Origin of the sequence: Chryseobacterium sp. MDT2-18, assembly GCF_030815285.1 — a bacterium.
Lineage (GTDB): Bacteria > Bacteroidota > Bacteroidia > Flavobacteriales > Weeksellaceae > Kaistella > Kaistella salivictor.
Genome location: NZ_JAUSWQ010000004.1, coordinates 103,709 through 126,634, shown reverse-complemented (window position 1 = coordinate 126,634; position 22,926 = coordinate 103,709). Strand labels below are relative to the sequence as shown.

Here is a 22,926-nt window from a genome sequence, read left to right as displayed (position 1 = left end):
TACTAATCACTTTTTTCTTCTGTTCTTTTATCTAACTTCTCTGTTGATTCTGCTTCTTTAGAAACGGGTGAATCTTCTTTAATAATTTCTGAATCCAACAATATGCGGACTGCGGGGGATTCATCATCTTCAAACTGGCCATTTCTTGCACTTATTATAAAAATGATCAAGAAAATTACAGCTAAAGAGACACTGCAAAGAATCATTAAATATAATATATCCATATCTTTTGCAAATTTAGTTTTTAACCGGTTCAAATTTACTTAAAAATTATGATATTCATCATTAAATGTTAAATGTCGTTAATTTAAAATATTTCTAAATAATTGGTCAAAGTGGGTTTATTGGTTGATTTTAAAATATTTAGCCGATCGGATCCAGGTAGCCAGGGATGTAAAGATTACGACGCTGATAGAGCTGATGGGCATCAAAATCGCAGCTACTAACGGAGATAAATGCCCCGTAACAGCGAAGGAGAGCCCGATTACATTGTAAAATAAACTGATTCCAAAAGTGAATTTCACAATTTTTACTGCATCTTTCGATAAATCAAAATATTTTTTCAGCTCATTTATTTGATCACCGCCCATAATGACATCAGATGATGGCGTGAAAGAATGGGTGTCATCTGCCACAGCGATTCCTACATTACTTTGTTTTAAAGCTCCTGCGTCATTCAGTCCGTCACCAAGCATCGCTACTTTTTTGTGGTCATCCTGCAGGGCTTTTATGAAATTCAGTTTATCTTCCGGACTTTGGTTAAATTTCATTTTATCTACATTCGGGACCAAATGCTTTAATGAACTTTCTTCCGAAGAATTATCACCACTTAAAATATGAATTTGATAATCATTTAATTCTGAAAACATTTCCGACATATTTTCCCGATACTCATTGGTGAAAATATATTTGCCTAAAAACTGACCGTCTCTTGAAATATAAACAGCAGTCTCAAGGTTTTTAGACGGTTGCCCGATAAAAGTGGCCGATCCTATTTTATAGTTTTTTCCTCTGACGGTACCGATGTATCCTTTCCCCGGGGTTTCCGCGAAATTCTCCGTTGGGAAGTATTCTTCCTGAGTTTCCAGAAAATGATATAAACTTTTTGATAAAGGATGATTTGAATTTTTTAATAGACTTTTTAAATTCTTTAAATCAAATTCAGAAATTTCTTCACCTTCGAAAACGACATTCGCTTTTTTATTGTGTGTAATCGTTCCTGTTTTGTCGAAAACCAGTGTGTCGATTTTTGCTAATTTCTCAATTGTTAAAGTGTCTTTTACATAAAATTTATTGCGTCCCATGATCCGCATAATGTGCCCCAAAGTAAAGGGAGCAGAAAGTGCCAAAGCACACGGGCAAGCCACAATCAATATCGCTGCAACCACCTGAAACATTTTTTCGAAATCGTGTTGTCCCCAATAAATTCCTGCAATAAGCGTGATTCCCAAAATGATAAAAGTAAAATATTTACTGAGGTCATTGGTCATCGTGTCGAGACCGGTTTCGAATTTCTTGAAGGCTTCTTTATTCCAGAGTTGCGTCAGATAACTTTGATTAACGTTTTTAATGACTTCCAGTTCCAATACAGAACCAACCTGTTTTCCGCCGGCGAAGATTTTGTCGCCCGGTTTTTTCGGTATCGAAGCACTTTCTCCAGTAATAAAACTATTGTCGATATTTCCTTCACCCTGAATTAAAATCGCATCAACCGGAATGATTTCCTGATTGCGGACCATAATCCGGTCACCGATTTTTAACTCATTCAATAAAATATTTTGCTGTTTCCCCTCGAAATCTACTTTTGTAACGGCGATAGGATAAAAGGATTTATAGTCGCGGTCGTAGGATAAAGCACTGTAAGTTCTCTTCTGAAAGAGTTTTCCCATCAGCATGAAAAATAAAAGACCGCATAGAGTATCGAAATATCCGGGACCGTAATCGGTTAAAACTTCATAAATACTTCGGCCATAAAGCATCAGAACTCCCAAAACAATTGGCACATCGATGTTTACAATCTTGTTTTTCAGTCCAAACCAGGCAGATTTAAAATAATCGGAAGCAGAATAAAAAACGACTGGAGTCGCCAGAAGGAACATGATAAACCGGAACAGATTTTTATAAGTATCCATCCAGAAATCGGTGGTACCCATTACTTGTTCGGCATATTCCGGATAACTTAAAAACATTCCGTTTCCAAATGCAAATCCGGCAATGGCTAATTTTACAATTAAAGTTTTATCGAAAGTTTCTTCTTTTTTGTCGGCAGTTTCCAGATTGATGACCGGCTTATATCCGAGATTCGTGAGGAACTTGGCGAGTTCGCTAAGTTTTAATTCCTGATGATTAAAGGAAATCTGAACATTTTTTCTGGTGAAATTGACCTGAGAATAATTGATTTTCCCATTCAGAGTCTGTAAGCTTTCTAAAAGCCAGATGCATGACGAACAGTGAATTACAGGAATTTTAAAAGTAACTAAAGAAGTATTGCCTTCTGAGAAATCGGTTACTTTTGCAAATACTTCCGGGGTGTCTAAATAATCGAATTGCGAAGTGTTATCATCATTTGGCCTGATTCCGGAACTTTTATTAAGTTCATAGAAATTCCCCAAATTATTCATATTCAGGATTTCGTACACCGATTTGCATCCATTACAGCAAAAGGATTTTTCATCGAAGTTGATAAGCTCTTTGTCTGTGGTTTGCCCACAGTGAAAACAGTTTTCTGACAATTTATTTAAAGTTGAAGTGGCAAAATTATGATAAATATATTTGTGTTAGGGTTTTAAATATCCTATTTTTGCTGATAAATGTCATGCAATTATGTCGTTAGCGAAACAAACCCAAATCGAGGAGAATTTACAGAAACTATTTAATGATGAATCTTTCAAAGAAATGCTCCCGGCAGAAGATTATGAAAAATACATTGCTGCCAAGCAAATTTTAAAATTTAATAAAGGTGGAATTATTTTCGAAGATGGTGAAATCCCAAACGGAGTTTATTTTTTAAATAAAGGAACTGCAAAGCTTTCTAAACAGGGAGTTTACGGTAAAGATCAAATTCTTAGATTTATTAAAGAGGGCGATTTAATCGGATACCGTTCCTTACTTTGCGGTGAGGATTTTCAGGCGAAAGCGGAGGCAATGACCGAAGTGGAAGCGACTTTTTTACCGTCTGATTTATTTCTTCAAATGTTGGAAGTAGCGCCGAAGTTTTCATTTGTAATGCTGCAGAAAATCGCCTTCGAATTGGGCGAATCCTCCAATACCGTTACTTTCTTAGCACAAAAGACCGTGCGTGAAAGACTGGCAGAAATCCTGCTTTTATTAGAACAGAAATTAGGAACAGATCCTGAGGGATTTATCAAGATTTCTTTAACAAGAGAAGAAATTGCCAACATCATCGGAACCGCGACTGAAAGTGCAATCCGTTTGATTTCTGAGTTCAAACAGGACAAACTCATCGAAGTGGAAGGCAGAAACATCAAAATCCTGAACCACGAAAAACTAATTAGGTTGGGGCACGTGATCATTTAATCCTGTTTTGATTTGCTGATGAGTTACTTCAGGAACTGCTTTTAATATTATTAATTGACTTATTTTTAATATTTTAAATCGATCTGTAAGTATCGGTCAACCCATCAATCACATTTTCACATCATCCACATCAGCATATCATCACAAACATCAACCCATTATCACATTAAATTATGTCTGTACATTCAGAAATAAAAAAAATCACCACCGAAACTTTGCGAAAAATGAAATTCGACAAAGAGAAAATCACCATGCTTACCGCATACGATTTCACAACTGCTAAAATGGTGGATGCCGGTGGAATTGATGCCATCCTCATCGGAGATTCTGCAGCCAACGTTATGGCCGGACATGAAACAACACTTCCCATTACTTTGGATCAGATGATTTACCACACCCAATGTGTGGTTCGTGGTGTAGACCGTGCTTTGATCGTAGCAGATCTGCCTTTTGGTTCTTACCAGAGTAATTCTGAGAAAGCTCTGGAATCTGCCGTAAGAATGATGAAAGAAGGAGGTGCGCATTCAGTGAAAATTGAAGGTGGAAAAGAAATTGAAGAATCGATTACCAAAATTATTAACGCCGGAATTCCTGTGATGGGACATTTGGGTCTTACGCCGCAGTCGATTTACCAGTTCGGAACATATAAGGTAAGAGCAAAAGAAGATGAAGAAGCTGAGAAATTAATGAGTGATGCAAAATTGCTCGAAGAATTAGGATGCTTTGCTTTAGTTCTGGAAAAAATTCCGGCTGATCTTGCAAAAAGAGTTTCAGAAAGCATTTCAATTCCAACCATTGGGATTGGAGCAGGCGCAGGATGTGATGGGCAGGTTCTTGTTTATCACGATATGGTCGGCATGAACAAAGGTTTTTCGCCAAAGTTTTTAAGAAGATATCTTGATTTATATACCGAAATTACGGGCGCAGTTTCCAGTTTTGTGAAAGATGTTAAAACCGGGGATTTTCCTAATGAAAACGAAAGTTATTAAGTTCTTTTCTTTACTTATTTTATTCTGTCTTTTTCAATCCTGTATTTCTCAAAAAACAGAGTTTGGAAAAAAGACAGAAATCCACGGTTCGAAAGATTCAGCCCGAAGTATTGCCAAAATTTCCTTTATTAAAAGTTTAGATGATTCTGAATTTGAAGAAGGCCAGTTCAGCAATGGAAAAGAATCCTTAAAATACCGAATGCTAAGCCCGGAAAAAATAAAGTTGGAGAGAAAATATCCGCTGATCGTGGTGTTTCATGGCTCCGGCGCAGTTGGCACTGACAACAAATCTCAAATGGGAATTTTGTCTAAAATGTGGCTGCTGCCGGAAAACAGAAAGAAATATCCGTCGTTTGTTTTGTCACCGCAATTTCCTGTGCGTTCTTCCAATTATCATCTGGATGAAAAACGCAGAGTTTCTGCTTCGGAGTCGAATGAATATTTGGATCTGCTTTTAAAATCTATCGATTCATTAGCAAATTCAAAAAATATCGACCGGTCCCGAATTTACGTGATGGGATTTTCGATGGGCGGAGCAACTGTTTCTAATGCGATTTCCAAAAGACCGGATCTGTTTGCAGCAGCAATTAATATTTCGGGAATTTCACAATTTGACAATAATGAAAAACTTCTTAAAACACCGATATGGCTTGTTCATGGAAGTTTAGACACGGATAATTTTCCTCAAAGTAATTTAAAATTTTACGAAGAGATGAAGGATAAAGGGCAAGTTCTTTTTTGGGAATTTAAAGACAAATATCATAACAATATATTATCTGCGAAACTCGCAGATGCAATGCCACAATGGCTTTTTAATCAAAAAAAATAGACAATGAAAACAAATACAGCAACTATTCAGGGAATTTTATCGATCGGTGCTTTACTGTGCATCCTGGTTGGATTTTTCAATCTTCTTTCACCGGAAATCAATGACTTTCTGTACCAGAAATTATTTTACATTTTAATTGGTGCCAGTTTCTTTGTACAGGCTCCGACATTAACCAATAAAAACTTTCTCTATCCGATGTACGCAGCGGCGGGACTTTGCATCATTGGAGCTTTTATCCCGGTTGATTCGCAGGTCGCAGCGATGAAAACGGTTGGTCTTTTTGCCGGAGTTTTAATGTCAATTTTCAGCAGACCAAGAGCACCGAGACAACAGTAAGCTGATTTTATTAAAAATGGAATAGAAAAAAGGACTGATGCAATCGCGTTAGTCCTTTTTTAGCGTAAAGAAAATCTAGTAATTCTCTGTGTTTAAAATGTTTTCGAAGTAATGGATGAGGAGAGTTCTTTCCTCTTTATTTAGATTTGCTTCCGGATGTTGGGCGATATAACCCGGCATTGGCATGCTGTACACTTTCAGTGCATTAACTGTTTTTTTAACCATGTCTTTTTTCAAGTCCCGGTTGAAGTTTCCCCATTCAGAAAGATTCAGATAGGTTCTCCCTTCATTCACATGATGTTTTACAGACCAGGAAATCGGTGCGACATATGCATATTTCGGATAAACAGTTTCGTTGCTGTGGCAATCGTAACAAGCTGTTTTCAGGAGTTGCTGTACGTTTTTCGGCGTGTTGTAAACCTTTACAAAATTTACTTTTGAATCCACGGGTTTATTGGTTCTGTCAATCGGAATAAACTGTATCAACGCGATCACAATCAGAAACCAATAAAGGATGTTTAAAAAAGTTTTCATTTCGGGCTTGCTATAATTAGAGGTTCTTTGGCATTAATACTCTTTGGCTTTTCAACTTCTTTTGTGGTTTCTTTTAAAGCATCTTTGCCGTTTTCTTTTAAAAGATCCCAGGTTTCACGAATTTCCCAAAGTGGCCTTACCTCTATTTTTTTATCGAAAATATAAACAGGTTCTGCAAAAATGTCTTTTGCGAAATCTGCAGGATCCCAAAGACCATTTTCGTTTTCGTCAACTAAAATGCGGAGTTCATATTTTCCAGGTTTCAGCGATTTGAAATTAATCTGCTTTTCAGTTCCGTATTTTGAATAGGTGACTGCTCCGCTTTCGTTGATCAGTTGAATCCAGAATTTATGTTCAGGTGCGTTTTCTAAAGTCAACAATAGATCACCAAAGTTTTCTGTTTTATCGGCTTCAAATTCAAAACGGTATGTTTTTTTAATGGTTTCATAGAATGAAGACAGGGTCTCCTTTGGAATGGTAAGCGCGTATTTTTTCCCTTCTTTAAAATTCGATTTAATATGAATTTCAAAAGGGTTCTTTTCGGAAACTTCTGCCGTAAAATCCTGTTTAATACTATCAGAAACCAACGACCATTTTTCGGGTTGAATTTTATCTACGAAATAATTAGAAGTGATCACGAAGTCCTGTTGTGGTGCCAGTAAATTTCCGCGGTTATTGGATACCGACATTTCGTTCTTTGTATTATAACGGTAGAAAAGCGAAACGCTGTCTTTTTTAACGCCGTTGTCATAACTGAATTTTAGATTTTCATTGCTGGTAATTCCAACATTTTGTGCCGTTGCATTAAACCAGATCATTGCAGAATCTGATTTTGGCAAATGGGTCACTTTATAATCTTTCAGTTTTTCGTTTAATGAAATGATTTTCACCTCATCCGGCTGTCCTTCGAAAGTCATTAAAACTCCACCCGGAACCTCTTTCATTTCCATATATTTCAATGGTTTTTTTGAGGGATAAAGATTAATTTTTAAACCGGAAATACTTTTATCTAAAGTAATTTTGTCTTTTAAGAAACCTACCTTTTCTTTTCCGCTATCATATACCGAATTGGAGTTGCTGTCTTCAAAAGCTAAAAGCCGGTAATTTCCTGGCGCTAAATAGTTGAGTTCAAAGTAGCCGTCAGTATCTGCTTTCGTAATATAATAAGGCTTTTGGCGGTAATCCATCGAATCTTTTTCCTGATAAAGTCCGACGACCAAATTTCCTTCTTCTGTTTTTTTATCTTTATCATTAAAGATGGTTTTCAGCTCACCACTGATGTAAAGACTGTCTATTTTAGAACCCGTAGAAAATGCAAAATTATAATATCCGAGAGGATTCCCTTCATTATTATCTACAATCGCGTTTCCGAAATTAAAGTTATAAGTGGTATTTTCTTTTAAAGTATCTGCCCATTTAATCAGCAGAAATTTATTGGCCATTCCGGAAGGCAGCATTTTGGTAATCTGTTTTAACGGCGGCGAAATAATCAGTTGTTTGTTGATGTCTTTCAGGGTGATATATTCATCAAAATCGATTCTGAGTTCCCTGATATCGCGCGGAACATTCACTCTCGGACTGTCGATATTGCTTCCGGTAACTTTTGGCGGGATGCTGTCTTTCGCGCCTCCAACCGGCGAGCCGACTCTTGCGCAGGAGGTTAATAGAAGACTGATGAAAACCAGAAAGAATAATCTTTTCATGAAAGGAATTTGTACAAAATTAAGAAATTTATTCACTGTAGCTGTCATTCGCTTGATTCTGTTTCAGCGTATCGGTTTCATTCAGCATTTTCTTGATTTTTTCCTTTTCATAAGGCAGGTTTTCAAACAACCCCGACAGCGCCAATGCAGAATAAACCCGCGTAGAATATTTGTTGCCGATTGCGATAATGGTCACTTTGGATTTTAATAAATGGGCAAATACAGAATTGGTTCCGTGCCACCAGCCGTTGTGATAGGTGAGTTTTTCATTATTATTAAATATTTTCATCCGGAAACCTAAGCCGTAATTATTGATTCCTGGACGTTCGTTGCTGTAAGGCTCGAAAATTTTTTCTTTTAAATCGGCGCGCAGGAATTCTTTTGAATAAAGGGCTTTTGAAAAATTCAACAAATCTCGTGGTGTTGTGTAGACATTTTTGTCACCATAAATCAAATCAAGTTGATCGTATGGATAAACTTTTGGACCTCTTTGATAAAAAGATTTCGCAGCGGTTAATGTATCTTTTTCCTGAAAGATATATGAGTTTTTCATTTTTAAAGGACGAAATACCATTTGTTTCATCGCCTCGGGGAATGTTTTTCCGGTCACCTTTTCGATGAGCAAAGCCAAGAGAGCGTAATTGGTATTGCAATACATAAAACCCGTGTCTGTATTCCGGGCAAGTTCCGGCTGGTATTGAATCAGCATATTTAAAATATCCTGATTGGTCAGGAATTTTTTTGAAAGTTCTGCCGGTGCCGGTTTTATTTTATCAACGAAGTGCTCGTATTTCGGTAAACCACTTCTTTGACTTAAAAGCGTGAAGACCGTCACTTTCGGATAAGGAAATTTTGGGAAATATTTGGTTAGAGGATCCTCCAGTTTAATTTTACCGGCTTCTACTAATTTCAACGTTGCCATTGCGGTAAGCGTTTTCGAAACCGAGGCAACATGTAGGGCAACGGTATCGTTAATAGGTTCCTGCTGTTTGTCCTGAGCAAAACCGCGGTAATTTTCGTACAGAATTTCGTCACCTTTGGCAACGATAAATCCGCCCCACAAATCTCCTTTTTCCCAAACATTTTTATAGTAACGGTGTAGTACAGCAGTAATGGAATCTTTGTTCTCCAGCTTATTGTCTTTGCGGGTAAAAACATCGTCTAAATCGACATTTCCGTAATTGGGTAAAGTTGTTTTGATTTGCGCTTCTTCAGAACTTTCTTTTTTACAGGAGAGTAAAACCAGTGTAATTAAAAGAAGGAAAAGGAAGGATTTGGAAAGTTTCATTAAAAAAGTTTTGGCTTAAAAATCTCCGCAATATAGGGGATTTTCGTAAAAACAAATAAGACCGAAGTCATAAAAATTTGTTAATGCCCGGAAAACTGAGCCAAAATCTTATCTACAATAACCTGTGCCAGTTTTTGTTTGCTTTGAACCGTCCAACCTGCAATATGGGGCGTAACAATTACTTTTTCGGATTGAAGCAGAAACTGTAAATCGTCGTTTTCAGTATCCAGATTTTCGAAAGATGCTTTTTCAAACTCCAGAACATCCAGCGCGGCTCCTTTAACTTTACCGGATTTTAAGGCTTTTACTAAATCGTTCGTTTTTACATTTTTTCCTCTTGCCGTATTGATGAAATAGAAATCTTTTGCCATTTCCGAAATGAATTTCTCATCAATGATGTAATGAGTTTCTTTCGTAATCGGAAGGTGAATGCTGAGAATATCTGCTTCTTTTTTTAAGGTGTCTAAGGAAACCTGCGTTGCAAATTCGTCGCCGATGTCGGGTAAAATATCATGGAAAATAACTTTGCACCCAAATCCTGAAAACCTTTTTGCGACGGCTTTTCCCATGTTTCCATAACCGATAAGGCCGACTGTTTTTCCAAGGATTTCATCGCCGCGGTTTTCTTCTCTTTTCCAGATTCCATTCTTTACTTCCTGAGAAGAAATAAATAATCTGTGCATTAAAATCAAAAGCATTCCCAAAACGTGTTCCGCAACCGAATCGCGGTTTCCTTCCGGCGAACTGATCAGTTGAATTCCTGATTTCTTCGCAAATTCCACATCGATGTTTTCCATTCCGGCACCGACTCTTGCAATGAATTTCAGATTTTTTGCATGTTCCAGAAAGTTTTGATCGATAGGAATTCTGCTGCGGATAATAATGCCGTCGTAATGCCCGATTTTTTTTAAAACATCTTCGTAAGGCGATGTGAAATCTTCTTCAAACAAAAAACCTTTCACAGAAAGCTGTTCTGTAATTAAAGGATGGTTTTTATCGAGGAGCAGGATTTTCATTTTCTTGTGTTTTAAAAAGAAATTTCACAAATTATTTACACGAAAGACACTATTTAAGTTTGCACTATTGTGCGTATCTATCAGTGTTAAAGTATTCTTGTTTATGAACCAAAAAGTTTCCGAAGTTCCACAGAATCTGCAGCTTTCATTCTTCCGGACAGAATGAGGGAAAGTTCCTTTCTGCGCAATGCCGCTTCAAATCTTTGAATTTCTTCTTCGGTTTCCGGGGTCATTTTCGGAATGGGAATAGGGCGGTTGAATTCATCTACCGCGACAAAAGTGTAAATTCCGGAATTGGTATGAACTTTCTTCTGATTGATCGGATCATCCAGCCAAACATCCACATAAATCTCCATGGAAGTTGAAAAAGCGCGCGAAACTTTCGATTCTAAAACCACGATTCCACCTTCCGGAATGGGTTTGTCAAAGGAGACGTGATTTACCGAAGCTGTTACCACACGTCTTTCGCAATGTCGCGCCGCGGAGATGGACGCGCACCGGTCCATTTTTGCTAAAAGTTCGCCGCCGAAAAGATTCCGCAGGGAATTCGTTTCATTCGGTAGAACGATATTGGTCATTATGGTCAGCGATTCTGATGCTGTTTTGGTTTTTTCCATTGAGAGTTTGAATAGGTTTTTGAACTCCATTTTTTAGCTGGAGTTTTTACAGGGGCGATTGCTTTTTGCAAAGAATCATTTTTTATAGAATCCGCAGCCAGTTGAACTGCTTTGAGCGAATCTCTTTTTACGGTATCTGTTTTAATGGGCTTTACTTCTTTTTTTGGCGTTTCTTTATAAAAAGATTTCCTGCCGAAAATCATTTCCGGTTGGGTAACTCCGAAATAGGTCAGTGCTATAATTCCGATGAGTAAAGGTGTAATCCATAAAAAAGAAGTCTTTAATGTGTAGGAATTGCCTGTTTTCTTCGTGCTGTTTTTAATGTCCGAAAGGTTTATTTCTTCTAATCCATAAAAATCGGCGGAAAGGTTTTCAGCTCTGTTTCCTTGAAAAAACATTTTGCTGTCTTCCAGGAAGAAAGTTCCTAAATGATCTACTTCTACTTTTTGGTCTTTGAGAAGTGTTGCGTTCCAATAATTAAGTTGCTTTTTAATTTCGATTTCAGCATCGATGAGCGGAATGTTTCTTTGCTTTGAAAGATATTGCGCAAAGTCATTTGTGTTTTCTGAAATATCTGTTTTGAATGCTGTTTCTTTTCCCGGTGGCAAAATGTTTTTTCCCTCTTTATCCAGCACAGCGTTAATAGTGTGCAGATAAAAAGTGCCAAAACCAGGAATGGAAACATTACCTTGTTTTTTTAGATATTCGAGAAGATGTAAGGAAAAATTCATACTCGGCAAATTTATGTTTTTTGATTCATTTAATCAAAAATAAAAAAGACTGCCCAAAAAGCAGTCTTCAATCAGATCATTGCGAAAAAACATGAGTTGTGTTTCGTTAATTTTTAATTATTGAAATTTAATGCTCATGCCGAATAAGAAATTCGTTCCCGCTTGTGAAAAGTAGAAAGGATTCTGATCATAAACAAAACCGTTATTCACATATTTCTTATTGAAAATATTGTTGACTAATAATTTGAGATCAACTTCAGTTCTTTTTAGATTTAAAGTATATTTCGCATTAAAATCGGTTAGGAAATAATTATTCAGTTTTAAGTTTTCGTTGTTCGTGTTGTCTAAAAACTGGCTTCCAACATATTGGTTTTGAAGTCCTAAGGCGAATTTTGATGTTGGTGAATAATTAACTGAAATATTCCCCAGGAAATCTGGTGAAAAAGAAATGGGAGTATTTCCTAAACTTTCAAATCCGGTATCAGTTTCATTTTTAAAGTCTTTGTTTTCATTTTTACTTAAAGTGAAATTCCCGGAAATAGTCCACTGTTGTAAAAGTTTTGCCCAAGCGCCGACCTCGATTCCCATCCGGTAACTTTTCCCTGAATTCACGCGGATGAATTCGCCGATGTCATTAATCTGACCGTTCAAAACCAATTGATTCACATAATTCATATAATATAAATTGGTGGTGAAAGAAACCGCACCAAATGATTTCTCCAGACCTGCTTCGAAATCGTGAAGTTTTTCAGGTTTGATTTCCGGATTGGCGAAAATGTCGTCACGGTTCGGTTCCCGGTGTGCGTGGGCATAAGAAAAGAATAATTTCCCGGAATTGATTTTATAATTCACGCCCATTTTTGGATTAAAAAATAACCAGTTTTTACTTAATCCGACCCCTTCATTATCACCTTGCTGAATAACTTCAGTGTTATAATTAATGTTTCTCAACTGCAGATCTCCGTAGAGTTCGAACGTGTTTAATTTCACGATTGCTTTTGCGAAGCCTGAGAATTCGGTTTTTGTTCCGTTGTTTCTATAATATTCATGTTCGAAGATTTCTGGAAAATAAACGCCGGTAACATTTCCGAAATGCTTTCCGAAATATTGGTTTCCAACGATTCCGAAATTTAAGTCGAGGTTTTCAAACTTTCCATAAAGGGTAGAAACGCCTCCGTAAAAATCATTGTCGAGCCATTTTTTACGGATGAAATCTGTTCTTTTAATGGTTTGATTATCAATGGTGAAGTCCGGTAAATTATACTTAGAAAACTTTGCGTCCTGTTTGTAGTTTTCATAATATCCTTTTCCTTTGGTATAATGAAAAGTCGTCTCTAGATTCCAGTGATTGTTAAAGTTTTGTTCCCATAATAACTGATAATGGTTTTGGCGGTAATTATCGGTTTCGTTGCCGTAGAAACCAACAATATTTTCCCAGTCTGCATCATAAATTGCTCCGGAATAATTGAATTTCGGGTTGGTTTCCCAGGTGGTTTTGTCGATTCCGTTCCAGGCTTGGTAGGTTTTTTCTTTTCCACCAAAAGCCATCAGTCTGATTTTGGTTTTCTTCTCTTCAAAAAGCGCAGTGAAATTATAAGAATTTAAATCTGAGAAAGCACGGTCGATATAACCATCAGAGTGAATGGTGGTATATCTTCCCATTAATGATAATCGGTCCTTCCAGAATTTGCCACTTCCTACTTCTGCCGAATATTTATAGGTATTAAAAGATCCGTATGAATCATCAGATTTTACATAAAACTGTTCTTCGGGACTTCTGGTAATCACGTTGACGCTCGCCCCAAAAGCAGAAACCCCATTTGAAGAAGTCCCGACGCCACGCTGAATCACGATTTGAGACGCAGAACTCGTTAAATCTCCAACATTTACAAAAAAGGTTCCCTGAGATTCCGAATCGTTGTACGGAACGCCGTTCAGCATTACATTGATTGCTGTTCCGCCAACACCACGAATTCTAAATCCGGTATAACCAATGCCGTTTCCGGCGTCGGAAGTCGAAATCACAGACATTTGGTTTTTCAGTAAAATCGGTAAATCCTGACCGAGATTTTTTGAACCTAAATCTTTTTCAACGTTGATGATTTCTTTGGTGACGGGCAGTCGTTTCAGAAAATTGATGCTTTCAATTTCCTTGGTTTTGAGGGAATCCTGCACGGTGTTTTGTGCAAAGTAGAATGGACCTGCGAGAAGTCCTAAAAAAATAAATCCTTTCATTCTTTTAATTTTTAAGATTAATTGAATAAAAGGGGCGATTATCATGAGCAATAAGTAATTGGTTCTAAGTAATATTGCTAATTAATCATTACTTATTGCTTATGTTTTCCCTAAACAGCATTACCTGTTCCAGGTTCATTGGGTCTAATCTCAGCTTTTCACAGCACCCCTTTAATTTCTGGGTGTAAACTTACAACTATTTTTTCAATATGCCTTGTTGGCAATGTCAATAAAGAAGTAATTTTCGCCGTCTTTCGTCACTTCAAACAAACGGCCGATTTTCCAGCTGTAATTTCTTTTGATGTCTTCGTATTCAAATGGAATAATGACTTTTCCGGTAACGTCGATGATTCCGAACTGATCATTTTTCACGGCGATGATCATCGGGTTTTTCAGATCATCTCCTTCCAGAATATGAAGGTATTGGAATTGGGGATAAATGGTGAAGTGCCGGTAATCTGAAGCATCGTGGAATTTTGAATCTTCGATAATTCCGTAGGCTTTATTTAAAATATAGGCATGAAATAACTGTGATTTAAACTGAAAAGGACATTGTCCTAAATCGCTCTCATTAAAATGATAGATCCGTTTTCCGGTCATATCAATTCTGTAATCTTTACCATCGAGCCGCACGGAGGCGTACTCTTTTGAACCGAATTTCTGAACTTTACTGTTGGGAGAATTCAAGAGGTTGCAGTCTTCAGTGAAAAAGCCCACATTGCTGTAAATCGCTGGAATGATGATTTTACCTTTCTGATTGATAAAGCCGGATTGCCCTTCTTTTTTATAAGGAATAAGCGCCGGAATAGAATCGTTGATTTTTATGAGATCTGTATTAACTTTTGGATCTGTCTTTTTTTGAGCAGCTGTTTTTTTAAGGTTTACTTTTGTGTTAACCGTTTTTTTCTGTGCAAAAAGAACCGTTGAGAAACTTAATAAAAGTAAAGTGAAAATATTTTTCATTAATTGGAAATAATTTGCAAAAATAGGAATTTATAAATTCCGGAAAATGAAGAACAGGATTACCATTAATAAAACAATTAAAATTGCTTTTTGACCGTACAAAAACTGCTTGGTTTTGGGGAAGCGCTCTTTTAATTTGGTTTGATACAATAATAGTCCCGCTAAGGCGTACGGCAAAGAAACGACGAGCAAAGGATTGTAGGCAAATGCATTTTTGAAGTTCAGGTGCAGTAATTCGTGAGTCGCTCTTTGTGCGCCACAACCGGGACAGCTTAATCCCGTCAAGCTTTTGAAAATACAGTTCGGGAATAGCTGATAATACGCAGGATTGTAAAAATAGTAGAGCAACCCCAGCAAGATTGCGAAGGTGAAATAAATACTGATTTGAAGGTTTCTTCTGACCACTGCAATTTCTTAAATCAATTATGAACGGAAAAATACGTTCTTTTTTTGACAGTTGATTTTATTTTTAAAAATAATAAGAGCGGTTGAAATTTATTAAATATCAATTTTGTACCCGAAAAGTGAAACCAGATAATTCCCGGATCATATTTTATTCTGCAAATTTTTCGTTTCTAAATCTATTTGTAATTTTATGTAAACAGGCTTTAAGTTTTTTTGTATCTTTACAACTGATTGACAGAAAGGATATTGTGTTTTTTTACTTTCTGTTAAGTGTCTCTTTTTTACTTATTAATTTCTTCCAAAGTCTTTGCTGAAAGTGATCCGCGTAGGTTAACCCGTAGTTAACGCGTACTTTCGCCATAGACTCCAGTGGGACTGTTCAGGGTAGCTTTTACCTTCCTTTGGAACAGATCCCGTTATGATGTAATATTGTGATCAGTACACGAAAAAAAATCTATCGCCTATTCAAGATTCAACGAAGTTGGAAGTGATAAAATAAAAGTGTTCAAAAGCAATATGGATAAGGATTACGCTACTGTTGCTCACTATTTGTTTTTAACTTTTTTTGAATTGGACTTTTTAGTTCTTTTACGGTTTAAAATATGTTTTTTGAATTTTTGTTATGTGGGTCATGATACCGTATTAAAACATCAGGATGCTTTTGGAAATAGAAATAAAACATCATATTTATTTTTATTCTAAATGACATTAAGGGACTTAAACTTAAAATAATTCGTATTTTTGACTTTCTAAAAAAAGATAATAAAAAACCAACAGATATGACTTTTGACATTGATATGATTAAGGAGGTGTATGCGCGTTATCCGGAAAGGATCGAAGCGGCTCGTAAAGCTGTGGGAAAACCGCTTACCCTTGCAGAGAAAATTCTTTATACCCATCTTTGGGAAGGCAGCGCAACGCAGGCGTACGAGCGTGGAAATTCTTACGTAGATTTCGCACCGGATCGGGTAGCAATGCAGGATGCGACCGCACAGATGGCGTTATTGCAATTTATGCAGGCCGGAAAATCAAAAGTTGCTGTTCCTTCTACCGCACACGCTGATCACCTTATTCAGGCAAGAGTCGGTGCTGAAGCCGATTTACAGGATGGTATCAACAAAAACTCAGAAGTATTTAATTTCCTGAGTTCTGTTTGCGACAAATATGGTATTGGTTTTTGGAAACCGGGCGCAGGAATTATTCACCAGGTGGTTTTAGAAAACTATGCATTCCCGGGTGGAATGATGATCGGAACCGACTCCCACACGGTAAATGCCGGTGGTTTGGGAATGGTGGCAATTGGCGTTGGTGGCGCAGATGCTGTTGATGTAATGGCTGGAATGGCTTGGGAACTGAAGATGCCGAAATTAATCGGTATCAAATTGACAGGAAAACTAAGCGGATGGGCTTCCGCAAAAGATATTATTCTTAAAGTGGCCGGGATTCTTACCGTGAAAGGAGGAACAGGCTGTATCGTAGAATATTTCGGTGAAGGTGCGAACTCGCTTTCTGCCACCGGAAAAGGAACGATCTGTAATATGGGTGCTGAAATTGGAGCAACCACTTCTACTTTCGGATATGATGATTCCATGAGAAGATATTTAGCGGCAACCGGAAGACAGGATGTCGTAGATGCTGCTGATGTCATCGCGGATCACTTAACCGGTGATGCTGAAGTTTACGCTAATCCTGAATTATATTTTGATCAGGTTATTGAGATCAACTTAGATGAATTAACGCCACATTTAAACGGACCTTTCACACCAGACTTAGCAACTCCTGTTGCTGAATTCCATGAAAAAGCGGTGGCAAACGGATGGCCAATTGAAGTGGAATGGGCGCTGATCGGTTCCTGTACCAACTCTTCTTATGAAGATTTATCAAGAGCCGCTTCTATCGTTGAAGATGCTGTTGCAAAAGGCGTTAAGCCAAAAGCGATTTTGGGAATTAACCCAGGTTCTGAGCAAGTTAAATTCACTGCTGAAAGAGATGGTTTCTTAGATTCATTCAGAAAATTCGAAAACGCAAGAATCTTTACCAATGCCTGTGGACCTTGTATCGGTCAGTGGGACAGAGAAGGCTCTGATAAAGGAGAGAAAAACTCAATCATCCATTCTTTCAACAGAAACTTTGCGAAAAGAGCAGATGGAAATCCAAATACGCACGCATTTGTGGCTTCACCGGAAATGGTAGCTGCCGTTGCGATTGCAGGAAGACTGGATTTTAATCCGATCACAGATACTTTAACCAACCAGGCAGGTGAACAGATTAAATTAGACGAGCCGAAAGGTTTTGAATTACCTGAAAAAGGATTTGCCGTTGATGACAATGGATATCAAGCGCCTTCTGAAGACGGTTCTACCGTTCAGATTGCGGTAAGCCCAACTTCAGACAGGTTGCAGTTATTAGAGCCTTTCCAGCCTTGGGACGGAAAAAATATTACCGGTGCCAAAGTTTTAATTAAAGCTTTCGGAAAATGTACCACCGACCATATTTCTATGGCAGGACCGTGGTTAAAATACCGTGGACATTTAGATAATATTTCCAATAATATGTTGATCGGAGCAGTTAATGCTTACAATATGGAAACCAACACCGTGAAAAACAGTCTTACAGGCGAGTACGGTGAAGTTCCTGCTGTAGCAAGGGCTTATAAAGCTGCCGGCGTTTCAACCATTGTCGTTGGTGACGAAAACTATGGTGAAGGTTCTTCCAGAGAACACGCTGCCATGGAGCCGAGACATCTTGGTGTAAAAGCCGTCCTGGTAAAATCTTTCGCGCGTATCCACGAAACGAATTTGAAAAAACAAGGAATGCTTGGTCTAACGTTTGCTGATAAAGCTGACTATGACAAATTCCAAGAAGATGATACGGTGAACTTCTTAGATTTAGAGCAGTTCGCGCCAGGAAAACCGTTGACTTTGGAATTGGTTCACGCTGACGGAACTAAAGATGTGGTGATCACCAACCATACTTATAACGCTCAGCAGATCGATTGGTATAAAGCAGGATCTGCCTTGAATCTGATCGCTGCTGAAGCTGCAAGAAATGCTTAATTAGTTAAGATTAATTATAATAAACCGCTCAAGAAATTGGGCGGTTTTTTTATTTCGTATTTTAAAATATATATGATTGTAACTTTTCTGATATATCGTTGTCTAATTGAATAGAAACCTATTTATGACCAAAAAAATTACCGTTGCAGTTATTGCTTTATTGTTTTCTCAATTCTATTTTTCACAGGAAAAACCTCAGAAGGAAACCAAAGAAAAGGAAATAGAAGGCGTTGTTATCACCAAAACTAAAAAAGCCGTTGAACAAAAAGCGGACCGTACTATTTTTGATTTTTCAGAACAGGAAAGTCTCAATACCGGGAGCGCGATGGAAGGAATTAAAAAACTTCCGGGATTGGTCGCTACCGATATTGCCGGAATGATGTATCAGGGGAAAATGCTTGCGGTTTATCTGAACGGTCGGCCTTTAAATATTTCAAGCAACGATCTGACTTCTTTTCTGGAAGGAATGCCAGCAAACTCCATCGAAAGAATTGAAGTGATTACGCAGCCCGGCGCAGAGTTTCCTGCTTCTTCCGGTGGTGCGATCATGAATATCATTACCAATAAAAACGCTAATAAATATTTAACTGCGACTTACTCCGGGAATTATGCCTTTACGAATGAGGAAAAATTCCGCAGCAGAACCAATAATTCTTTAAGTTTAAATGCCAGAAATAAATATTTCGGCTGGCAGTTGAGAGTGGGTCAAAGCTACCGTGAAAGTGAAATGAACAGCAATCAGGATAATCTGGTTTTGTCAAATACGGATAGAATTGCGCGCGGAACTTTTGCAAAAGCCGGACTTACTTTTGATTTGGGTGCTGATAAATTATTATTGAATTATGACGTTTATAACAACAATAATGATAATCTTACTTTAAGTGATGGTTCCTATTTGCTGTCGGATAAGGTTTTAAATAAATATACGGCACTGGATGCGGCAAAAACGAATTCACTTCGTCAGGAAGCCGTTATCAGTTATCAAAAAAGATTTGATGATAAGAATAAAAAGTTAGATTTCCAGGCAGGATATACGCGGTCAAACAATGATTTCTATCAGGATAATATTTACAATAATTCAACTTTTTATGGCAACCAAAGTTATGGAAGGGTTCTGGATAATACTTCTTTAATGCAGGTTTCCAACTTCAAAGTGGATTTTTCGCAGCCGGTAAAAATTTTAGATGAAGGGAAAGTGAGTTTTGGGGGTTTGTATGAAAACCAGATTTTCGATACCGAGAGTAAAGGAATTACCAACCTTGAATATCAGAGAAATACCGCTTCTACTTATCTGGAATTTCAGGCAAAATTGAAGAAGTTTGATTTTACGCTCGGAACCAGAGCGGAAAATTACGACATTTCCGGAAAGACCAGATTTAATGATACTAATGGAATATTGCAGGAAGAAGATCTCATTCCTTTTAATAAATTCAAATTGTTTCCGAATGCGAGTATTCAATACAATCTGATGAATCAGGTTTATCTGGCATTGAATTATAACAAGAAAATCACCTTGCCGAGCATTTCTGCACTGAACCCGAATAACAATACCTTTACAGGTCCCAATTCTACCATAACTGGAAATCCTTATTTGCAGCCAACTATCTATGATAATTTCGAAATTAAACTTTCGGCGTTTGATTATGCTTTTATCGGTTATAATGTTTCTTCGATTGACAATCAAGTAGCGCAACTGCTTTCCCGAAAAGGAGACGTTATCGAAAATAAGCAGGTGAATATTCCGAACATGAGAATTCATAATTTTAATGTCGGTATGCCGATTCCGTTTATGATCTTCACTAAACCTTTCGGTGAAATAATGAAGATGAATTTCAATCCTGATAAAATCAATTTTCTTTATGTTTATGCAGGTTATGTGAAGCATGAAATTAAAGAAATCGATCCGAAAGGAATGTGGGTTATAAATTTGATGGCGCAAGTAGTACTTCCTTCTGAAATTAAAATGACTGCGAATTATAATGTGTTATCGAAAAAAGCTGGCTACTATTATTTCGAGTCTGAAAAGCCATTTAATCAAAAATTTGATTTGACCTTCACGAAGAAATTCCTGAATGATAAACTAACTCTTTCGGTTTACGGAAACGATCTGTTCAACACGCAGGTAACTCAACTTCATTCCAGACCGTTAGAAGGAGAAAGTGTTTTTCTTTATAATAAAACAGACACGAGAAACTTTGGTTTTTCTGTGAATTATAAAATTCCGACCAAAAATAAACTGGCAAAAGAAGATGCCAATATTTTAAAACAAAATAATCCGAATGACAGTAATGGTGGAGTTGTTCCACCAGCTCAGTAAAGGTTTTTTTACCGCAAAAGAAACAAAAGTTTTGATTTAATAAGGTTAGCCTAAAGATGGTAGAAATTATATAGAATAATATTTTTGCAACCTTTTGAAGTTCTTTTTCATCACGATTCGAAACTGATCAATTAGCGTCTTTTGTCTCTTTTGCGGTTAAAAGATTAAATATTTTTTTAGACAAATTATCAATCTACACACGCTTTCCAAACCGGATCATTCTGAGGAACGGGCGCCGTGACGGATAGTTTTTCTAAAGTGACAGGATGGATAAACTCCAGCTTTCTCGCATGCAGATGAATGCCGCCGTCGGGATTAGAGCGTGGCGAACCGTATTTCAAATCGCCTTTAATCGGAGCGCCAATTTTCGATAATTGTGCCCGGATCTGATGATGGCGACCGGTTTCCAAATCAACTTCCAGCAGCAGGAAATTATCCAGCGTTTTAATGATTTCGTAATTCAGAACCGCTTGTTTTGCGCCTTCGGTGGCTTTCGGGAAAACAGTTGTTTTATTGTTTTTCTCGTTTTTCAGAAGATAATGCACCAGTCTTTGCTTTTGTGGAATTTCAGCTTTGGAAACGACTGCCCAATATGTCTTTTTGATTTCGCGGTTTTTCACCATTTGCGTTAAACGGGAAAGTGCTTTGGAAGTTTTGGCATAAATGACCAGTCCGGAAGTAGGCCGGTCGATACGGTGAACCAATCCCAGGAAAACATTTCCAGGTTTGTGATCTCTTTTTTTAATGAAATCTTTAATTAAATCAAGCAAAGATAAATCGCCGGTTTTGTCTCCCTGAACGAGTTGTCCAGCTTTTTTATTGATAACTAAAAGATGATTGTCTTCGAAAACGATTTGTTCTTGCATAATGGGAATTTACGAACTGCAAATTTACGCTAAAAAAAACATCGGAACCGCGAAGAAAGCAGAACAGTTATTTAGGAAGATTGTATTGTTTGAAAAATGTTTTCTGAGAATCAAAAGCGATGTCTTCGATATCAATCTCGTTTTTTTTAATCCAGACTGTTTCAGAAATTTCAGATAATTCAAGCTTTGCTTCTACTTTTTCCGGGACTTCATATTCGTAAAATAAGTCGATGGTATTGTATAGAATGTTTTTGTATTCGTAAGTGTTTGGTAAGCTTGCCAGATATTTTAATTGAGAAATATCCACTTTCATTTTCATTTCCTCGAACAGTTCACGAACGCAGGTTTCTTCGGCGCTTTCTCTTGGATCTACAAATCCGCCGGCCAAATCGAGTTTCCCTTTTTTCGGTTCCTGATTTCTTCGGGTAAAAAGAATGTCTTCGCCATGTTTGATGATGACGGCCACTGCTCCTGCAACATTGTGATAGAGTACATAATCGCAGCTGGAACAACTCCATTTTTTTTCGCCGTCCCAAATTAAAGTGGGTTTCCCGCATTTCGGACAGTATTTTAAATCACTCATTCTCCTTTGTTTCTTGGATGATAGTTAAGAATGACATCGCGTAATTCTTCGTTTTTCAAATGGGTGTAGATCTCGGTTGTTGTAATACTGGAGTGGCCCAGCATTTCCTGGATGTAGCGCAGATCTGCGCCGTTCTGTAAAAGGTGAGTTGCAAAAGAATGACGGAAAGTGTGTGGTGAAATCCTTTTTCTAATGCCTGCTTTTTCGGTTAATTCCTTGATGATGATGAAAACAATCACCCTGGACATCGCCGATCCGCGGCTGTTCAGGAAAACAATGTCTTCATGTTTTTTATTGATTTTACCCTTAGAACGAACCGTGTTCAGATACGTTTTAATTAAGTTGGAGGTAAATTTTGCTAAAGGAACGAACCGCGATTTGTCTCCTTTTCCATCAACTTTTAAATAAGATTCTTTAAAATTAATATTGGAGATTTTCAAATCGATGAGTTCAGAAACGCGTAATCCGCAACCGTAGAGAACTTCGATCATGCATTTATTTCTTTGTCCCAAATCGGTGTCAGTATTGATGGCTCGAATAATTTTGTCTATATCGTCAAAACTCAGAGTATCGGGGAGGTAAATTCCCAGTTTCGGCCCTTCCAGTAAAGTGGCGGGATTGTCGTCGCGAACTTCATCTTCGACCAGATATTTAAAGAAAGATTTAATGGACGAGATCCACCTTGCCTGACTTCTTTCGCTGAATTTCTTTTTGGAAAGCTGATAAAGGTATTCCTGAATATTTTCGTAGGTAATGGTTAAAGGACCGGTGTTTTCAAGATCGAATTCTGCGTAATCCTGGAGTTTTCTGATGTCCCGTATATAAGCGTCTATGGTATTGTCTGAAAAGTTTCTTTCAAATTTTAAAAAAGTTTCGAAGTCTTTAATTTTTTCATCCCAAGTCATTGTAATCTGTGTTTTT

At 37.5% G+C, this 22,926-nt stretch carries 20 protein-coding genes and 1 riboswitch; of the genes, 6 read left to right on the top strand and 14 right to left on the bottom strand.

Translation table 11 applies throughout. The features are described from left to right. Positions 1 to 2: 2 nt before the first annotated feature. Both ccoS and QF004_RS05815 read right to left on the bottom strand, forming a co-directional pair. The gene (ccoS, locus tag QF004_RS05820) at positions 3 to 224 is read right to left on the bottom strand and encodes a cbb3-type cytochrome oxidase assembly protein CcoS (RefSeq protein ID WP_133439075.1); all 222 of its coding nucleotides are present in this window, start codon (positions 222 to 224) and stop codon (positions 3 to 5) included. 117 nt (positions 225 to 341) lie between these two features. After that, positions 342 to 2,732 carry a heavy metal translocating P-type ATPase metal-binding domain-containing protein gene (locus QF004_RS05815; RefSeq protein WP_307423867.1) on the bottom strand — a complete coding sequence of 797 codons (2,391 nt, stop codon included), beginning with the start codon at positions 2,730 to 2,732 and terminating at the stop codon, positions 342 to 344. Positions 2,733 to 2,823: 91 nt separating this feature from the next. Between QF004_RS05815 and QF004_RS05810 the strand changes: the two genes are divergently transcribed. From QF004_RS05810 to QF004_RS05795, 4 genes are all read left to right on the top strand, one after another. Beyond that, complete coding sequence (locus tag QF004_RS05810) at positions 2,824 to 3,537, top strand: Crp/Fnr family transcriptional regulator (RefSeq protein WP_133439073.1); 714 nt, start codon at positions 2,824 to 2,826, stop codon at positions 3,535 to 3,537. A gap of 173 nt (positions 3,538 to 3,710) precedes the next feature. Beyond that, positions 3,711 to 4,526 carry a 3-methyl-2-oxobutanoate hydroxymethyltransferase gene (panB, locus tag QF004_RS05805; protein ID WP_133439072.1) on the top strand — a complete coding sequence of 272 codons (816 nt, stop codon included), beginning with the start codon at positions 3,711 to 3,713 and terminating at the stop codon, positions 4,524 to 4,526. Next, on the top strand, positions 4,507 to 5,355 hold the full coding sequence (locus QF004_RS05800; protein ID WP_307423860.1) for a prolyl oligopeptidase family serine peptidase: 849 nt from the start codon (positions 4,507 to 4,509) through the stop codon (positions 5,353 to 5,355). Before panB ends, QF004_RS05800 begins: the two co-directional genes overlap by 20 nt. A gap of 3 nt (positions 5,356 to 5,358) precedes the next feature. After that, positions 5,359 to 5,691: a hypothetical protein gene (locus tag QF004_RS05795; protein WP_133439070.1), complete on the top strand. Its 333-nt coding sequence runs from the start codon at positions 5,359 to 5,361 to the stop codon at positions 5,689 to 5,691. 75 nt (positions 5,692 to 5,766) lie between these two features. Here QF004_RS05795 and QF004_RS05790 read toward each other — a convergent pair whose 3' ends face one another. From QF004_RS05790 to QF004_RS05750, 9 genes are all read right to left on the bottom strand, one after another. Continuing rightward, on the bottom strand, positions 5,767 to 6,225 hold the full coding sequence (locus QF004_RS05790; protein WP_307423855.1) for a heme-binding domain-containing protein: 459 nt from the start codon (positions 6,223 to 6,225) through the stop codon (positions 5,767 to 5,769). Further along, positions 6,222 to 7,928 carry an Ig-like domain-containing domain gene (locus QF004_RS05785; protein ID WP_307423852.1) on the bottom strand — a complete coding sequence of 569 codons (1,707 nt, stop codon included), beginning with the start codon at positions 7,926 to 7,928 and terminating at the stop codon, positions 6,222 to 6,224. Before QF004_RS05785 ends, QF004_RS05790 begins: the two co-directional genes overlap by 4 nt. 28 nt (positions 7,929 to 7,956) lie before the next feature. Further along, positions 7,957 to 9,216, bottom strand: a complete 1,260-nt coding sequence (locus tag QF004_RS05780; protein WP_133439067.1) for a serine hydrolase — start codon at positions 9,214 to 9,216, stop codon at positions 7,957 to 7,959. Between the two features lie 80 nt (positions 9,217 to 9,296). Next, the gene (locus QF004_RS05775) at positions 9,297 to 10,232 is read right to left on the bottom strand and encodes a 2-hydroxyacid dehydrogenase (protein ID WP_307423849.1); all 936 of its coding nucleotides are present in this window, start codon (positions 10,230 to 10,232) and stop codon (positions 9,297 to 9,299) included. Between the two features lie 101 nt (positions 10,233 to 10,333). After that, on the bottom strand, positions 10,334 to 10,849 hold the full coding sequence (locus tag QF004_RS05770; RefSeq protein ID WP_133439065.1) for an acyl-CoA thioesterase: 516 nt from the start codon (positions 10,847 to 10,849) through the stop codon (positions 10,334 to 10,336). Further along, the gene (locus QF004_RS05765; protein WP_307423846.1) at positions 10,816 to 11,580 is read right to left on the bottom strand and encodes a hypothetical protein; all 765 of its coding nucleotides are present in this window, start codon (positions 11,578 to 11,580) and stop codon (positions 10,816 to 10,818) included. The genes QF004_RS05770 and QF004_RS05765 overlap by 34 nt, the downstream gene beginning before the upstream one ends. A 117-nt stretch (positions 11,581 to 11,697) precedes the next feature. Further along, the gene (locus QF004_RS05760; protein WP_307423844.1) at positions 11,698 to 13,815 is read right to left on the bottom strand and encodes a TonB-dependent receptor; all 2,118 of its coding nucleotides are present in this window, start codon (positions 13,813 to 13,815) and stop codon (positions 11,698 to 11,700) included. A gap of 89 nt (positions 13,816 to 13,904) precedes the next feature. Beyond that, positions 13,905 to 13,996: riboswitch (TPP riboswitch) on the bottom strand. Between the two features lie 23 nt (positions 13,997 to 14,019). Further along, on the bottom strand, positions 14,020 to 14,778 hold the full coding sequence (locus QF004_RS05755; RefSeq protein ID WP_307423841.1) for a WG repeat-containing protein: 759 nt from the start codon (positions 14,776 to 14,778) through the stop codon (positions 14,020 to 14,022). 30 nt (positions 14,779 to 14,808) lie between these two features. Then, entirely contained in the window at positions 14,809 to 15,183 is a 375-nt protein-coding gene (locus QF004_RS05750) for a DUF2752 domain-containing protein (RefSeq protein WP_307423838.1), read from the bottom strand. Between the two features lie 779 nt (positions 15,184 to 15,962). On the opposite strand from QF004_RS05750, the gene QF004_RS05745 reads away from it, so the two are divergent. Both QF004_RS05745 and QF004_RS05740 read left to right on the top strand, forming a co-directional pair. Further along, positions 15,963 to 18,239: an aconitate hydratase gene (locus QF004_RS05745; protein ID WP_307423835.1), complete on the top strand. Its 2,277-nt coding sequence runs from the start codon at positions 15,963 to 15,965 to the stop codon at positions 18,237 to 18,239. A 124-nt stretch (positions 18,240 to 18,363) separates the two neighbouring features. Continuing rightward, positions 18,364 to 20,556 (top strand): outer membrane beta-barrel protein, encoded by a 2,193-nt coding sequence (locus QF004_RS05740; protein WP_307423830.1) that lies wholly within the window; start codon positions 18,364 to 18,366, stop codon positions 20,554 to 20,556. Positions 20,557 to 20,744: 188 nt separating this feature from the next. Here QF004_RS05740 and QF004_RS05735 read toward each other — a convergent pair whose 3' ends face one another. The 3 genes from QF004_RS05735 to xerD form a co-directional block, all read right to left on the bottom strand. Beyond that, positions 20,745 to 21,425 carry an RluA family pseudouridine synthase gene (locus QF004_RS05735; RefSeq protein WP_133439058.1) on the bottom strand — a complete coding sequence of 227 codons (681 nt, stop codon included), beginning with the start codon at positions 21,423 to 21,425 and terminating at the stop codon, positions 20,745 to 20,747. Between the two features lie 64 nt (positions 21,426 to 21,489). Further along, the gene (locus QF004_RS05730) at positions 21,490 to 22,005 is read right to left on the bottom strand and encodes an NUDIX hydrolase (protein WP_307423827.1); all 516 of its coding nucleotides are present in this window, start codon (positions 22,003 to 22,005) and stop codon (positions 21,490 to 21,492) included. Then, positions 22,002 to 22,910, bottom strand: a complete 909-nt coding sequence (gene xerD, locus QF004_RS05725; RefSeq protein ID WP_133439056.1) for a site-specific tyrosine recombinase XerD — start codon at positions 22,908 to 22,910, stop codon at positions 22,002 to 22,004. The genes QF004_RS05730 and xerD overlap by 4 nt, the downstream gene beginning before the upstream one ends. Positions 22,911 to 22,926: the final 16 nt, after the last annotated feature.